The organism is Mycoplasma sp. AC157 (assembly GCF_054343415.1).
On sequence record NZ_JBTGVE010000004.1, the window covers coordinates 10,521 to 27,452 of the forward strand.

Sequence of the window (16,932 nt, forward strand, 5' to 3'; positions counted from 1 at the left end):
TACAAAAAGAGATAAGTAATATTTTTTTGAATAATATTAATTCTGCTTTTGCAAACATTAAAGAAATTATTTTAAATAAAACAGAAACAAACTATAAAACATTTTCTTCTTCTGTTTTTAAAAGTGAATTATTAAACAACTTAAAGTCATTTAACAAAAACAAAGATAAAGAAAAAGAATTGAGTAAATATACATACGAAAAAGATTCTGATATTATTGACATAAATAATCAATTATTAAAATTTTTAAATAAAGAAAATTATTCTTTTGAAAACTTTAATAATGAATTCTCTACTTTAAATAATCAACTTAAACAAGTGTTAGAAAAAAAAGAAAAAATCTTCGTGTTTGATTTAGAAGATTTCAAAAATTTAATTGAGCAATTATCAAAAAATCAAGAATTTGATGTTAATTTAATTACTTTTGTAAAAAACCATATAGAAAATGTTTTTAATACTATAGAAAATGAAAATGGTTTCTTGAGTCAAATTCAACAAATAAACGGAAAAATAAAGGAAATTAGCCAAATAAAAGAAATTTATAATGATCAATTAAGCACTGAAATTAAAGAAAAAATTAATAATTTTGAAAGCATTAAAAATAATAATTTTTCTACTTTAAATTCATTAACCAATATAGAAAATACGGTTATAAATTTAATAGAAGACATAACTAATCATATAATTTCTAACAATAATCGTTCAAATGAGTTATCTTCACAAATTAATAACTTAATTGAAAAAATAAATAGCAATCAACATTTAAGTCAACAACAAAAAACCGATTTAATTTCTGGAGTAAATAAAGTTATAACAGAAGATCAACTTTCTTCTTTTGAAAAAGAACTTAAGTCAAAAAATAGTGAATTTTTAAATGAAATTAAATCTTTTTTAGATATTGTGAATGAGAATTCATCAATTAGTCAAAGTTTTAAAAATTATTTAAAAGTAGAGACATATACAAAAGAAAATTTAGAAGATTTTAATTCTTTTAAAAATGAAATAAATAGTTTTTTTGAACTGCTAAACAAAGTTAAAGAAGAGTTTTTAAAAACTAATTTAGCAATTGATGAAAATAAAATAAATGCATATGCTGTTCTTCCTTTCTTTTTAAAACAAGAAGCATTGGATTTTAGCAAGATTTATGATAATGAAAAATATAAACTTTTAGATTTTGACATAAAAGATTTACCTGCCATTAAGACAAAAATTAATGATTTTTATAGTAAGTTAAAAGAATTTAATGAACAAAATATTACAACAACTACAAATGATGAAACATCGCTTAAGTCTTCTTTATTGTCAGAAGTTCAAAAACACAACACCGTTTCCCTTTCTAAAGATCCAAATGGTTATGATGTAGAACGTTATTTACATTCTGCTTCTATAAATTTAAATAATTATAAAGTATTTATAAATGAAGGAGATGATGAAACTTTTGATTTTGATGTAGTTAATTCGGAGTTAAAAGAAGACAATAAAAACATTTTAGTATTAACACTAGATGTATTTTTGAAAAGTAATAGAAAACTAAAATCTACTATTAAAAAGGAAATTCCTTTTCAAAAGGATGTAATGCCTTTTATAAATAAAGTAGTTTTAAATAATTTAGATCAATTTTATGAAGTCGATTATGAAGCACTATCTAAACTATCTTATAGTGAATTTAATTTAATAGAAAATAAGAAAATTTTCTTCAAACCAAGAACAAAAGGGATAGAAAACTTTTTTAGTTTTGACATCACTTCTTTTGAAACATATAAAGAAAATCGTTTATATTTCCAATTTAATGTTCTATTTAACAAACAAATAATTAAGTCTAAAATTCTACCAACATTAAATCCTGTAGATTTTTTAAACACAGATGCAACTCAAAGTGAAAAAGATGCTAAAGATTTTGCTCAAATTGAAAATATACTAAAAGGAACTAAAGAGCATTTCTGAAGTTTACTAAAATTTAAACCAGGAATATTTTATACACACTCTGAGTTTTTAGCAGCAGATGCTAAAAAAGCAATGGAAGAAATTTATGACCTACCTAAATTTGGTAAATATCAAATTTTTGTTAAAGATGTTAATAATATTGATAACTATAATGGATCAGCAGACTTAATTCTTTGATATAAAATTAACGGAGAAGAAGCACCAATACAAGCATTAGGTGATTTATATAATCACCCAATTAAAATGATAAATTTTAGGTTATTTGATTTAGAAGATATAAAACCTAAAACAGGAAATAATTTAACTGAGGCAGACTTTGATGGTTTTGACCAAATTGATCAAAATGATTTAAATATTTTAAGACAATTAAATGAATCCAATATTCAACAAGTAAGAGTTAATGGGCAAATTCAAGATAATGGTAACCCTTCAAATTATTTTAGTATTATAAATGCTAAAGATTTTGTGCAGCAACAACAGTTTTATAAAGCAAGTTATCTCTTTCAAATTACAAACGGAACAAACAATAAAACAGATAACAAAGATAATTTAGCTTATATTCCTTTTGGAACAGGAAACTATTCAAAGGATGTACAACCGTTTTCTATTAGTAGTGGTGATGTAAGTAGAATTAAAAATAAATATTTCATTTACTATTATGATTTTGAACTTGTTGGTAAAAGAGGATTAAATTTCAAAATTGGTTTTATTGAAAAAGAACATCAAAATAAAAGATTTTCTACTAAACAAAAATTTTCTATGGTTAATTTTGTAAATGATTATCAACAACTTCACTATCCTGAAATTATGCTGAACAATTTAACTTTAGATGATTTGCAAATTGATAAAGAAAGACTGGCAACTAATACAGTTGGTTATTTTAATAGTCACAAAAACGAACTTAGACAAATAATTACTATAAAAAATCAAGATGGTTTTATTTCGTATAAAAACTATGATTTAGCTGTTAGTGAAATAAAAATAAACGAAATTCAACAAATTGATGAAACATCAGCTTATATAAGATTTTCTTTAGTAAAATTTGGAGTAGAAGACCCAGAATATGTAAGACCTTGAAATAAAAATGCAAATAGTTGATACAAAATCACTGGTTTTAAACCATCTTCAATAACAAATAAACGAACAGCTCCTTCATATGATGAAAGAAGAGATACAAATTCGTTAAGAACCATTTATAATTCTGAAAATGAAATCCATAGAGAAAGAACATTAGAATTATATTGAAAAGATGCACTATGATCTGTAGATAAAGAAGCAAACATTCTTTCTTGAACTCTACAACACAAGATTTTAGACCCTCTTTTTAAAAACTCATATACATCTAACAGAAAACTAAATCTAAGTTTTAATGGTGGAGCAATAAATCACGGAGATACAGAAATTACAATTTCCCCAAATCCTGCTTTCGATATAGAATTAGATTATGATGAAATTAAAGATCAAAAAATAATTAATATAGAAAAAATAGTAACAAAAAATAATACTGATTTTACTTTTAAAATCCAAGCAAGATGAATGGAAAATGAAGATATTGAATTTAGTGTATGACCTAAAAATCCTGAAATCAAAATAGTTATTGATCCAAGAGAAGAAGCAAAATCAGTAGTTCATGAGTTAAGTAATTATAACTTTTTATTTGCTGCTGGAGCCGCTACTTTAAAAGTTAAATATGATTCAACTAAACAAACTGAAGATTTTGGTTGAGAAACTAATCTCTTTGATTATTCTAAAGTGGAACCTAACACCTTTAGTCAACCAACCATTTTCTTTAATAAACCGGAATATCTTTTTGATCATAGCATTTATAATCCTAATTCTAATGTTGCTTTTAAATTCCATGAAGGTTATAAAATGAGACTAGAACCTTTAAGACTTAGAGAATATGGAAAATATAGTCAATCTGTTAGAAATGTAATAGGAAGAGCAATTGCCTATAGTCCAGGTGGAGCAATTGCCACCGCTTCTATGATAGGGAAAGTAAATGATGATCCAAATGATGGTAGATTTTATGTAATGACTAATCACCATGCTGAATCTTCTAGTATACACGATTTTTCCCTTATATCTGGCGATAATTTATTCTTTAAATCAAGTGATAAAACAATATCAGCACCTTTTTTACAAGCAAGAACTTATGCTTCAAGAGGTAGATATGGTTGAACAGATTATACAAGTACATCGGGAAATGAATCAACCACTATTTGAATAGGGATTCAACAATACAATTTAAATGGAGATCCTTTAAAAAATACAGGAAAAACTCCAGAAAGACTGGATTCATCAATAATAATTATTGATATTAATCCAGGAATTGCAAAAGCAAGAGAAGAAGGGAAATTTGATTTAGCACTTTATTTAGAAAACTGATTTAAATTAAGTAATTCAAATATTGATTATACTTGAAGATATAATGATATGAATTCACCAACAGTAAAAGACATTGTTTCTATTGGTTATCCACGCGGAAATCAAACTGCCATTCTTGATCATAGACCAATAAGCAATTATTGAAGTGGTTGAAAATGAGGGTTTATAATAGCAAATGAAACTAATTATGCACCTTTTTATTCTGGGGCGGGAGCTTCAGGAACAGGGAGATTCATAGACGATAATTCATTAGCATCATTATGAAATTCGGGAGTTGGTTTTCAATATTCTATAAGTTGAAACTATGATGGGCAAGATTATAACTATTTTGGTGTTAACTGAAAAGGAGAGCACCCTTTTGAACTTAAAAATAAACACTCTTTTGCTTCACAAATAATAAGGGCAAATGCAGTAAATCCAAATAAATACGACTTACCATGATTTATGAAAGAAATAAAGGAGAAATAGTATGAAAAAAAATAAACAAATAAAGAAATTTATACCTTTAATTACCTTATCTCCTGCATTTTTTGTATCAGCTTCTTTTGAAAATAGTGTTTCGCAAAATCACGAAAACTACAATATAAATCCTTATGTAAAAAACATTAATTATTTGGATAAAAATTATGTTTTGAGTTCCGAAATCAATTTAGTTATAGAAGATGGAATTTCTGAAAATACAGTAAATAACATTAAAAACATATTATCTGCCAAAAATTATAGTTTTACTTCTCAAAAGAAAATTATAGAAAGTAAAACCAATATTCTTATTGGAAATAAACTGAATAATGATACAACAGTGGATAATTTATTACTTTCTGAAATAAATCGAAGTAATGATATTGTTCAAAAAAATGATTCTTACATTTTAACCAGCAAAAATAATGTAATTGGTGCTTTTGGATTAAAGGAAAATTCCGAATTTTATGCATCAGAAACATTTAAACAAATTTTTAATCAACTTAAAAACAGAACAATAGAAGAATTTATTATTAAGGACTTTTCTTTAACAAAAAATAGAGGAATTATTGAAGGTTCACAAAACACAAATTGAAGCAACGAGCAAAGATTTAAATATCTTGATTATGCTAAAAAACAAAAATTAAATAAATATTTTTATTGAAACTGATTTGATAAAAAAACAAACGCAGATTGAAAATTAAAATATTCTAACAAAGAAAAAGAAGACTTTCTTGTTCCTTTTATAAACAAAAGTTTAGAAAATAATATTGAACCTGTTTTTATGTTTAATATTTTTCAGACAAACAAAGTTAGGGTTGAGTCTTTTGATAGTGATTTAGAGAATTTTAAACAAAAAGTTTTAGATTTAATAAATTTAAAAATTTCTAAATTTGGATTCATATTCAACGAAAATAGTGATATTAATTTATCTATTCAAGAAAAGTTTTTTACTAAATTTAAAGAATGATTTGATAATTTACCAGCAAAAAACAAAGAAATCTTTATTGCTTTAAATAATTTTGAAATTATAAATAATTTTGATAAAAATCAAGCAGAAAGTGTTAATAAATTAAAAGAATTTATCAACACTATTCCAAACACTTTCGAAATCATTACTAACCCAGGGAAAACTTTTAATAAAGTTAACAATCAGTTTTTAAGTGATTTTATTGAAGTTACAGGAAGAAATAAAGTTAATTTATGAAGCAATTGAATTAATTTGTCAAACAAGCAAAATAACTTAATTTTAGGTGGTGTTAAAGAGAATTTAGATATCAACTTTGATGAAACTAAAATTGATGGAGTTCTTCTCAATCCTTCTTTATTTTTTGAACATTCACAAATACCACTTTATGTTTTAAGCTCTTATTTATGAAATAACATTAAATCAGACGAAGAAAGAGAAAGATTATATAATGAATCATTCAAAAATTTAATTGGCAGTGAGATTGAATATAAAGAATTAATCGAGGTATTTAAGAATTTTAGTTCTCATTCTTTATATCAAAACATTCCAGTTCCAAATGAAATTGATGAATCACTAAACATTAAAGATAAAATATTAAATTTACAAAGCATACTTAATTCTAAAACATATACTATTGATCAAGTTAACTCGCTTAAAACTGACTTTATAGAATTAAAAAATAAGTTATTAAAACTTAAAAATTATTATTTTAAAAATTCTTTTGTAAAGGAATTTTCCCCTTGAATTGATTCTTTTTACGATTTAACTCAAGGAGTTATTTACTTACTGGATGCTTTAAATAATCTTCAAAATAATCAAGTAGGAGAATTGGGTGATAATTTATACTTAGGAAAATTTAATGTTAATAATTCAAAAGAAAATCATTCAATTGATTTTCAGAATTTTCTTGTTAAACCAGAAGTAGGAACAAAATATATTCAACCTTTTATAGAACAGGTTATTGGTTTTTTAGAAGAAGAACAAACTAAAAAATTAAATTTTTCAGAAGTAGATATTAATAAAGTTAATTTAACCTTTATTAGCAATAGAAGAGATACACCAGAAAGTGATAAAGGAAATATTTTCCTTGCTAATAATAGGGAAGAAAAATTATTTACAAATCCAGATGCCATAGTTAAAGATGACTATTTTGGTGTTGAATTTTCAGAACCAATAAAATTAAATTCTATTTATATAAAAATGGGTGGTGGAAGAGATCATTTTTTCTATTCACGTATTCAATATAAGCAAAATGATGAGGTTTGAAAGGATTTAAACGGAGAAATCTATGAAAGATTTCATGATAATATTCGACCAATAACTGTAAATAATTTAAATATAAAAAATGTAACTGGTGTAAGATTGATTGCAAATAGAAGCAATCCAGAAGCAGCTTGATTAAGAATTACTAATTTTTTAATTAATCAAAATGAAATTGCTACAAATAAATTAAATTACACCGATTTACAGGCAAATATGGAAGATTCAACAGCAGGAATTGCAGTACGTGCCGGAAGTATTGAATCAGTAAAAGACAACAATTATGCTACGCAATGAACTTTCTCAGATAGTGCAACAGGGTCTGGTAGTTCTAAAATTTCACAAGATAAAATTGTAGCCTTTAAATTTCCATCTAAAAGACTAATTACAAGAATAGAATTAGATCAAGGTCAAGAAAACGGAAGAGATAGACTTAATAATTTTAAAATTGAATATTATGATTACACAAGTTCTAGTTGAAAATTATTTGGTTCTAAAAATAATTTAGGAAATCAATTTAATCATGTTGTTCATGGTTATGCTTTTACAGATAAATTTAGATTTTATAATAATGCAACGGTTAATAGTTCTTGATGAAGAATAGCAGGACTAAGAGTTGGTTATGATGATTATGAGAAAAAACAAGAATATACAGCAAGTTTGGATAATGCAAGAATTCTTGGTAGAGAAGAAATTAGGGCCTCAGAATATAATAATTCTATAAATTATGTAGTTGATAATACAGATTACACATCAACTGTTATAGCATCAAGTGATAATAGTTTTGTAAAAAATAATGTTGGATTTAAAGTAGATTTCAAATACCCAAGAGCTATTCGTGAAATCAGTATTTTACAATCTAATAAACATAAAATACCTTCTGTAAAAATTTTAAAATTAGTTAATGACGAAACATTTGAACTTTTAAGCGATGTTAAGTTAAATGATGATTGAACCACAATTAAATTACCTGAAAACAGCGGAGTTTTCACTGGAATTAAAATTCTTTCTAATCAAGATACTACAAGTTATTGAGAAGTAAAAAGTGTGAATTTTAAATTCGATGGAATTAACACTAATGAATTTTTATTATCTAATATTGCAAATAAAGAAAATTTAACCACTTCTCATGTTGATAATCTTTATAAATTGTTTAGTATAGATAAAGAAAATTCTAAAAATCAATATCATATGAATTCTGGTGAATTTATTGGTATTGATTTAAAAGAAACTAAAACTATAAATGGTATTGATTTAGATTGAGAAAAAACTGAAAACATCAGTATTTTCCGTTCAATTGATGGAGTTAATTGATATGATTTAAATGTTGATTCAATTGCAAGTTCGCCAACTCAGGCAAGATATATTATTTTTAGAAATCAATCAGTAAATGCTTTAGATATTACTTTTAATAAGATGTTTATACAAACAGAAAAACAAACAGTTTTTGGTAAATTAATAGATACAAATATTACACCTTTAGAAAACGATAATTTTAAAGAAAATTTTGCTTTTGATGGAGATTTTACAACAGTTTCTAAAATAAGTAAAAGTTTAAGACCTAGAGACTTTTTAACTTATGATTTAGGTTCACTAATGAACATTAATTCAATTAAAATCTTTTCAGATATTAATAATATAAATTGACTAAGAAGTGCAGATATTCAAATATCACAAGATAACGCGAATTGAGAAACTGTTTATACTGTTGATGATTATGGTTCAAAATTTAGTTACAAAAAACTTTTTGATACAAATTTTGGTTTCTATGACTCTAAATATCCAAATTATAGATATTGAGGAATTAGTGATTTAGAAAATAAAAAAGCAAGATATTTAAAAATTTTCATTAATCACAATTATCCTAACAATAGAGGTTTATTTATAAATGAAATTTTAATTAATGATGGTAACGATCAAACAAATAATAACATTGCAGGTTTTAGCGGAACTAATATTGAATCTAAAAATCCAGAAACTTCTGTATTAAATCTTATTGATGAAAAATTAAGAACATACTATGAACCTAAAAATGAAAATGGTACTTTAAAATATTCATTTGCTAAAAATGAATATAACAACAAATATTTAAACATTGTTAGTGTACAAGAACCAAGTTTAGCAGAAGTGTCTGCAACTATTTATAGTGAAGAGACTCATCAAACAAAAGAAGTTGTATTAGGACATTTAGTTACTTTAAACTCAGGTTTTAACCTGCCAATAGATGATCAAAATAAAATAATTTCTTTATCAATTAAGTGAACTAATAAAAAACCAAAAATAGCGGAAATTACCTTTTTAGATAATGCACACACTAATTCAGAAACAAATAAAATAGAACTAGATAATTTAGTATTGCAAAAAAACAATAACTACAATAATTGAATTCAAGAAGATAAAGAATTGTACGACAAAGTTATTGCAAAAGGGCAATTAACTAAAGATTCAGCAAACATAAATCAAAGCACCATTGATAGCATTGTTGCAGAAATAAACAGTGTTATAGCAAGCGCGAGATTAAAAGCAGATTTAAGTCAATTATCTAATTTAATTTCAGAAAAAATTGATAATAGTAATCATCAGTATACATCACTTTCATATCAAGAATACAATAGAATTTATTCTTATATAAATAAAATCATAAGTGAAAACCAAGATATCACTCAAGAAACTTTAGAACAGTTAGTTTCTTTATATAATGAAGCAAAAATTGATTTAGAAGCTTCTATTTATCAACTAGAAGAAGCGAGAATAAATGTAAGAAAATTCCATTTTCTTTACAAAAGTGTTTACACAACAGAAAGTGTTGATAGATTAGCTACTTCTAGTGAAGCAATTAAACATCAATTAACTATTAATTTAAATGATGAAGAAAAATATAAAGAACTAAACTTAAATTTTATTGATAATTACAATAAATTAGAATATAACAAATTAGGTGAATTTAATGAAAAATACATAAATGAAATTAGACCTAATTTTGAAAATATTTTAACTAATGAATGAGTTAAATGAGAAGAATTATCTAAAGAATTACAAAGTGAATTTAATAAAAAAGATGAAATTATAATGAGCGATAATATAAATTTAAGAGATAAAGAAACTAATTTAAATTTCTTAAAAAACTTATTTGACTCTTTCAGTTTAGAAAAAGCAAAAGAATTAAAATTATTAAAAAGCGAATTAATTTTTAATGTAAAATATCAGCCTATTTATAGCGAAGAAGTTTTTAACAACATTAATAACATAATTAATAGTACTGATGAAAAAATTTCTAATAAAACTTTAGAATATAAAGAAATTTCAGGCATAAAAGCAGATTTAACAAAGTTGAAATCACAATTTGATTTTATATCTATTAATAAAAAAATTAATGATTTAAAACTAATAAATGAAATTGCTTTTTATAAAGATAAACTAAAAACATTAGATAAAAATGAAGATAATCTTCTTTCTTTTGTTAAAGAACTTGAAGATAAAAAACAAAATATATTAGAAGAAATCAACAAAACAGAAGATTTAATTTCTAAATTAAAAAATCCAATTAAACAACAAGAATTTTCAAATCAAAAAGAAGAAGCTAAATCAGAACAAGAATTAAAAGAACTTCAATTAAAAATTAATGATGAAATTAAAGAAGAAAACAAAACTAATCCTTTTTTAAAAATAGGAGTTCCAATAATATCATCTATTTCTGTAATTGGTTTAATTATTTTAGCAATATTACTGATTTTAAAGAAAAAGAAAAGCAAAAGATAAAATGAAAACACAGATTTATTTCTGTGTTTTTCTTTATATGTAGATTAAGTACCAAATAAGACTTCTATAATTTCTTTGACTGAGATGTTTCCAAAATATTCTTCAAGATTACTAATAGAATTTAAAATCTTAATAATTGTTTCTTTTTCAAAAGATTGATTTATTAATTTAGATTCAACTTCTTCTATTCCAACTTTGGCAAGAAAATCTCCTTCAAATTTGATTGAATTTATCTTATTTTCCTTTATGTTTGCACTTATTTGTAAAATTCCTCCTTCGGTTTTCTTTTCACTAAAAAAAGAAAATTCAGGATTTTTTCCAAGCACTCAATCATTAGAAGAACGAATTGATTTTATACTTTCCATTTGTTCTAAATATTTAGAAGGAATTTCTTCTATTGTTCCGTTATATTTTTCTTTTAAAAATAAAGCGAATTTATCTATAAATTCATTAATAGAAATTTTATTTTCTAATTGTTCTAATAAGTTTGTTACACGTTGTTTAGCACTGTTAATTCCCTTTGATTCCATTTTGAGTTTGCTTGGATTTAATACATTTGAAAGTTTGCTTAAGTTGGCATCAAAAAGCATAGTTCCGTGATGAACGATTTTATTTTTATAAATAAATTGTGCATTTCCTGAAAATTTAAAACCATTTACTACAAGATCATTTCTTCCTTTAAATTCAGCATTTAAATTTAAAGTATGTAGAAACTCTAAAACAGGTTCTAAAAATTTAGTGTAACTTCTTTCTGTTTTGTTTGTTGTGATAAAAGAGAAATTTAAATTTCCTAAATCATGATAAACAGCACCACCACCAGAAAGTCTTCTATAAAGTTCAATGTTTTCTTTTTCTAAAACATCAAACTTTACTTCTTTATATGCGTTTTGATTTCTACCTATAATAACAGCATTTTCGTGTTGATATAAAAAGATAATGTCTTCTGTGTTTGATTCATCTTTTGTCATTATTTCTTCAAGAACTAAATTATAAAAAGGTGAATAATTTTTACTAATATAAATTTTCATATATTTTACTCCTTAACTACTAAATCAAAGTTTGTAACACTTTTGAAAAGTTTTATAAAAGAATGATAATCTTTTTCATTAAGATTTAAATTTTTAATACCTAAAATGTTTATTTGTCCATAATCTCATCTTTTTTGATATCTATTATTATCTAATAGGAATAATAAATCTTCAATAAATCAATCAAAAAAATTATCATTATATTGAATATCTCTTAAAAGACCATTTACTTTGATATCTAATATTCTATTTTCATGATTTAAAATTTGAAAGTCAAAAGATAAATCTAACTCTTTACTTGTTTTAATTTGAAAAATTGTTTCCATTTTTTAATTATAACAATTTTAAAATTGGAAAATAAAAAAACCCGAAAAAATCGGGAAAAAATTAAAAATTAATTATTTTTTGCTGTAATTTAAGTTTAATGCATTTAAAATTGTTTGAATTACAAAGTTAAATGGTTTGTTGAAGTGTGGTAAGAAGTAGAAATCCATTAAAGCGATTTGTGGTAATGTTAATCCTTGTTGAATTGCAAGAGATAACATGTAAATTACTTCAGTGTGATTTGCTGCTCTACCTTCAGAACCGATTTGTGCCCCTAATAGTCTTAAAGTTTTTTTGTCATATGTAATTTTAAATCAAACTTTAAAGTGGTGTTTCATAAATTCTGGTCTGTCATTGTCTTCAAAGTATTCAACTGCAAAGTTTTCTTTAATTCCTTCTGTTTTAGCAGCAACAACTTCTGTTAAACCTGTTGATGCATAGTTGAAATTAAATACATTAATTGCATTTGTTCCTGAGTATCCTGGGAAAGGAATTCCTTCGTTTCCTGCTAAGTGGAATGCTGCAACGATTCCTGTTTTAACTGCGTTTGTAGCAAGAGCAATATGTGCATATTCTTTTGTAGCACTATTAATCATTGAAGCAGAGTCACCGATTGCATATAAGTTTTCATCACTTAATGATCTTTGGAATTTATCTACTTTTATAGCACCGTTAGCTGTTTTTTCAACACCTTGAATTAATTCTGTATTTGGTCTAAATCCGATAGCTAAAATTACTAAATCAGCTTCATATGTTCCTTTGTCTGTAACAACAGCTGATACTTTTTTACCATCTTTTGTTTCAAATTTTTGAACTTTTTCACCAAGTTGCATTTTAATTCCGTGGTGTTCCATTGAGAATTCAACTTTTTTAGTAAATTCTTCATCAAAGTAGTTAGGAATAATTCTGTCTTGCATATCGATTAGTGTTACATTTTTTCCGTATTTGTGGAATGCTTCAACTAATTCGATTCCAATGTATCCAGCACCAATAACAACTACATTTCTAACATTTTTGTCTTCTGCTTTTGCTTTAATTTCTTTAGCATGTGCAAAGATTTTTGAAACTAAAATGTTTTCTAAGTTAATGTTTTCAAATGGTGGAATAATTGGTCATGTACCACCAGCATATACTAATTTGTCATATGTGTCTTTAAAAGTTTTTCCTGTACTTAAGTCTTTAACAACTACATATTTTTCTTTTCTGTTTACTTCGATAACTTCATGAGCGATTTTAACATCGATTCCAAGTCCTTTTAATTCTTCAACGCTTGAATAAAATAAACCATCTGGGTTTTGGAATTCTCCTCCAACTCATAAAGCAATACCACAACCTAAAAAGGAAATATCGGTATTTCTGTCGTATGCTACTAATTTAGCGTTTGGAGCAACTTTTTTCATTGTTCTTAAAAATGAAGTTCCTGCGTGATTTGCTCCTATTGATATAATTTTCATTAATGTCCTCCGTTTTTTAATTAACATTATAATTATAATATTTTTATACTAAATGTTTATAAAAATTCATTTTTTGTGGAACAAATTGAAAATAGGGGTAAATTTGTTATAAAAATCAACTTTTTGGAAAAATAAAAAAAGTCTGCTAAGACTTTAATTACTTACTTTTTTCTAATTTTTCTTTAATTATTAATAAAAATTCTGCTTCACTAATTATTTTTGTGTTATATTCTTTTATCTTATTTTCTTTGTTATTATAGTGGGGTTATTCTTTTTTTAAAAGAGTTTAAAATATATTTTTTATCTTGTATTTTTAAATACACTTCATATAAAATTTTACAATCTTGAACACTTCTATGTGCTTTTAAATAATCTACTCCAAGCATTGAAGAAAGAAATTGTAAACTTCATTTTTCACTCTGTCATAAATAAAAACTTCTGTTTTGAAAAAAATCTTTAGTGTCAATAAAATTATTAGTGGGAAAAGGTAGTTCTACTTGGTTATAAGCTCTTTTTAATGCAACAAAATCAAAAGTTTCTCCATTATGTGCATATAAGTCTAAATCACCTATAAAAGCATTAAATTCTTCTAAAACTGCTTTTGTATCTCTACCTTTTTCTTTGACTAACTTCGTAGGAATGTTGTTAAAACGCTCTCATTTATTAATTTCAAAATTCTTTGGTTTTACTAATTCGTTAAACTGTTCAACTATTTCTCCGTTGTTTATTTTGATAGCACCGATTTCAATAATAGATTTATTATTATCACAAGTTTCTAAATCAAAAATAACAAAAGAATTTTTCATAAAATTGTTTTTATATTGCTCATCTGTTTTATTATTAAATTCTTCTAAACTTTTTATCATATTATTCACTAACTAAAATTTCTCCTTGTCTCATAAGTTCTTCAAATTCATTTATAGTAAAATTTTTATGTAAAGATAAATAAATCTTTTGTTCAATTATTCATTGTTTTATAAATTCTCGTTTTTTACTATAATCAATAATAGGTTTATTAATTCTTATTATTTTAGTTGATAAATTTTTTAATTTAGTTGAATTATATTTACCATAATGATCTTTTAACATATAAATTTTCAAACATTTAGCAATTTTAGAATTTATACTATATCCATTAATGTCATCATTTACTAACATATTTAGATAAAACTCATGTAAACTTATTGGAAATTTAATTGTAAAAGTTCTATTGTCTTCTAACTTTTCTTTTTGATCTATTAATGATCTAATGAATTCATCATACTTACTCATAAAATTATTCTCCTATCTTTAAATAATTATTAATTAATAAAGACTTTAATTATTTAATTTGATTCATCTTTCATATTCTTGTTGACAATCTTCAACTATTTTTATTATGTCTTTTGCATTGTTTATAATAGCGCCTGAAGCTCTTTCATGACCACCGCCATTTCATTTGAGTGCAACATTTCTTACAACTGGGCCATTAGATCTAAATTCTACTCTTCATTTGTTTGTTTCTTCTTCTGTAAAAGAAAGTCAAATTCTGTAATTATCTATATTAGCTAAAGTATTTGGTCTAGTTGCTTCAGCAGGAGTTTTGTTGTATTGTTTTTGTTCTTCAAGAGTTATTGAATAGTAAATAACATTTTTAAATGTTTTAAAAGTGCTAAAAATAAATGATTGAAAACGTAAATCACTTTCACTATTTTTTGTTAAGTTTGTATGAAGTTCATCAATATTTAAGCCTGTTTCTCAAAGTTTAGCAGTTAGAGATAAGGTTCTTGGTGTTGTATTAGAGAATAAAAAACGTCCAGAATCTGTGTAAATTCCCGTATAAATGTATTTTGCTGCTTTTGTTGAAACCTTTCAGTTACTGCTAAAAGCTAAGTCAGCAATCATTTCAGCTGCAGCGATATAAGAAGAATCAACTCATCTAGTTGTTGTATTTAAATCATCTTCGTTTGGATGATGATCAATTCTAATTACACTTTTAAAAATATTTTTGTCTAATAACTCTCTTTTTTCAATTCTTTCTTTAAAATTTGCATCAACAATTATCGCTAAAGACTCTTTTAAAATGTCATCACTTAGATCATTATTAAAAGAAAAATCCAAGAAATTTAAAGTATTTTTAGAATCACCAACTGCAAAAACTTTCTTATTTGGAAAATTTTCTTCAATTAGTGTTTTTAAACCAAATTGAGAACCAAGACAATCACCATCTGGGCGAATGTGATGGAAAATGACAATTGAATTATGATTTTCAATTTCGTTTACAATTTTTTTTAAATTACCTATTTTCATTTTCTTCCTTTTCAAATTCTTTAACAAGATTAATTGCTTTATTAACTATTTCTTGGATTTTGGATTTATTTTTAATCATTGCCCCAGAAGCATTATCGTGACCACCACCATTATATTCTCTTGCAATTATATTAACTTTTGGACCATTAGATCTTAGTCTTACTCTTATTGTTTTATCTGGTTGATCGATAAAGAAAATTCAAATTCTATTATCTTCAATATTAGAGAGAATATTTACTTGGTTTGCTTCTTCATAACTTAAATTAAGTTCATCTTGTAATTTTTGAGTAACATGGAATCAAATCACTTTATCTTGATTTTTAAAATTAGAGAGCACTTTTCCTTGGAATTTAATTTCTTTCATGGTTTTTCCTGAAAGAGCTTTGTGGATAAAATGAATATCTAAATTAGATTTTTTTATTAAATGTTCGACTACATTAAAAGTTCTTTTACTTGTGTTGCTATAAAAAAATCTGCCTGAATCAGTATAAATTCCAGTGTAAATATATTGAGCAGCTTTTAAAGAAATGTTTCATTTAGCCATTTTAGCTAAATAAGCAACCATTTCAGCTGCTGCAGAATAAGAAGAATCTATTCAGTTAAATTCATAGTTAATATCTGCTCCATTTGGATGATGATCAATTCTTGTCATCTTGGTAATTTTGTTAGATAGTATAATTTCTTTTTTTTCTAAACGATCTGAACTGGAAGCATCAACTACAATTCCTAATGAATTTTCAAAATCTTCTTCTTTTAATTGATTTTCGTCAAAATGATTAAATTCAAGAAAATTTAAAATGCCAGTTGAATCTCCAATATAGAAAACTTTTTTGTTTGGATAATTATCTTTGATTAATTGTCCAAGACCAAATTGAGAACCAAGGCAGTCACCATCTGGTCTTATGTGATGAAAAATAAAAATGTTATCAAATTTTTCAATCGCTTCTTTTATTATTTTATATGTTCCTTTTTTCATAATTCTAATTATATTTTAATAATTTGTTTTTTGAAAAATAATTATAATTTTATATTTTTAGAGTTGCTTAAATTATTAAAAA

The 16,932-nt window shown here is 24.6% G+C and carries 9 protein-coding genes; 2 read left to right on the plus strand and 7 right to left on the minus strand.

Going from position 1 to position 16,932, the window contains the following annotated elements; translation table 4 throughout:
• Positions 1-26: 26 nt before the first annotated feature.
• Together ACXX84_RS01070 and ACXX84_RS01075 are read left to right on the plus strand one after the other, a co-directional pair.
• Positions 27-4,799 (plus strand): MGA_1079 family surface serine endopeptidase, encoded by a 4,773-nt coding sequence (locus ACXX84_RS01070; RefSeq protein ID WP_458572747.1) that lies wholly within the window; start codon positions 27-29, stop codon positions 4,797-4,799.
• A gap of 1 nt (position 4,800) precedes the next feature.
• Positions 4,801-10,779 (plus strand): beta-N-acetylglucosaminidase domain-containing protein, encoded by a 5,979-nt coding sequence (locus ACXX84_RS01075; RefSeq protein ID WP_458572748.1) that lies wholly within the window; start codon positions 4,801-4,803, stop codon positions 10,777-10,779.
• 44 nt (positions 10,780-10,823) lie between these two features.
• On the opposite strand, the gene ACXX84_RS01080 is transcribed toward ACXX84_RS01075, so the two are convergent.
• From ACXX84_RS01080 to ACXX84_RS01110, 7 genes are all read right to left on the minus strand, one after another.
• The gene (locus ACXX84_RS01080) at positions 10,824-11,807 is read right to left on the minus strand and encodes a lipoate--protein ligase (protein ID WP_436358768.1); all 984 of its coding nucleotides are present in this window, start codon (positions 11,805-11,807) and stop codon (positions 10,824-10,826) included.
• A 5-nt stretch (positions 11,808-11,812) separates the two neighbouring features.
• On the minus strand, positions 11,813-12,133 hold the full coding sequence (locus ACXX84_RS01085) for a hypothetical protein (RefSeq protein ID WP_436358769.1): 321 nt from the start codon (positions 12,131-12,133) through the stop codon (positions 11,813-11,815).
• A 72-nt stretch (positions 12,134-12,205) separates the two neighbouring features.
• Entirely contained in the window at positions 12,206-13,585 is a 1,380-nt protein-coding gene (locus ACXX84_RS01090) for an FAD-dependent oxidoreductase (RefSeq protein WP_458560588.1), read from the minus strand.
• Between the two features lie 254 nt (positions 13,586-13,839).
• Entirely contained in the window at positions 13,840-14,451 is a 612-nt protein-coding gene (locus ACXX84_RS01095) for a 3'-5' exonuclease (RefSeq protein ID WP_436358771.1), read from the minus strand.
• 1 nt (position 14,452) lies between these two features.
• The gene (locus ACXX84_RS01100; RefSeq protein ID WP_436358772.1) at positions 14,453-14,857 is read right to left on the minus strand and encodes a hypothetical protein; all 405 of its coding nucleotides are present in this window, start codon (positions 14,855-14,857) and stop codon (positions 14,453-14,455) included.
• 45 nt (positions 14,858-14,902) lie between these two features.
• Positions 14,903-15,874, minus strand: coding sequence for a DHH family phosphoesterase (locus ACXX84_RS01105; RefSeq protein WP_458572749.1), 972 nt, complete (start codon positions 15,872-15,874; stop codon positions 14,903-14,905).
• Positions 15,861-16,850 (minus strand): DHH family phosphoesterase, encoded by a 990-nt coding sequence (locus tag ACXX84_RS01110; protein ID WP_436358774.1) that lies wholly within the window; start codon positions 16,848-16,850, stop codon positions 15,861-15,863. The genes ACXX84_RS01105 and ACXX84_RS01110 overlap by 14 nt, the downstream gene beginning before the upstream one ends.
• Between the last annotated feature and the right edge of the window lie 82 nt (positions 16,851-16,932).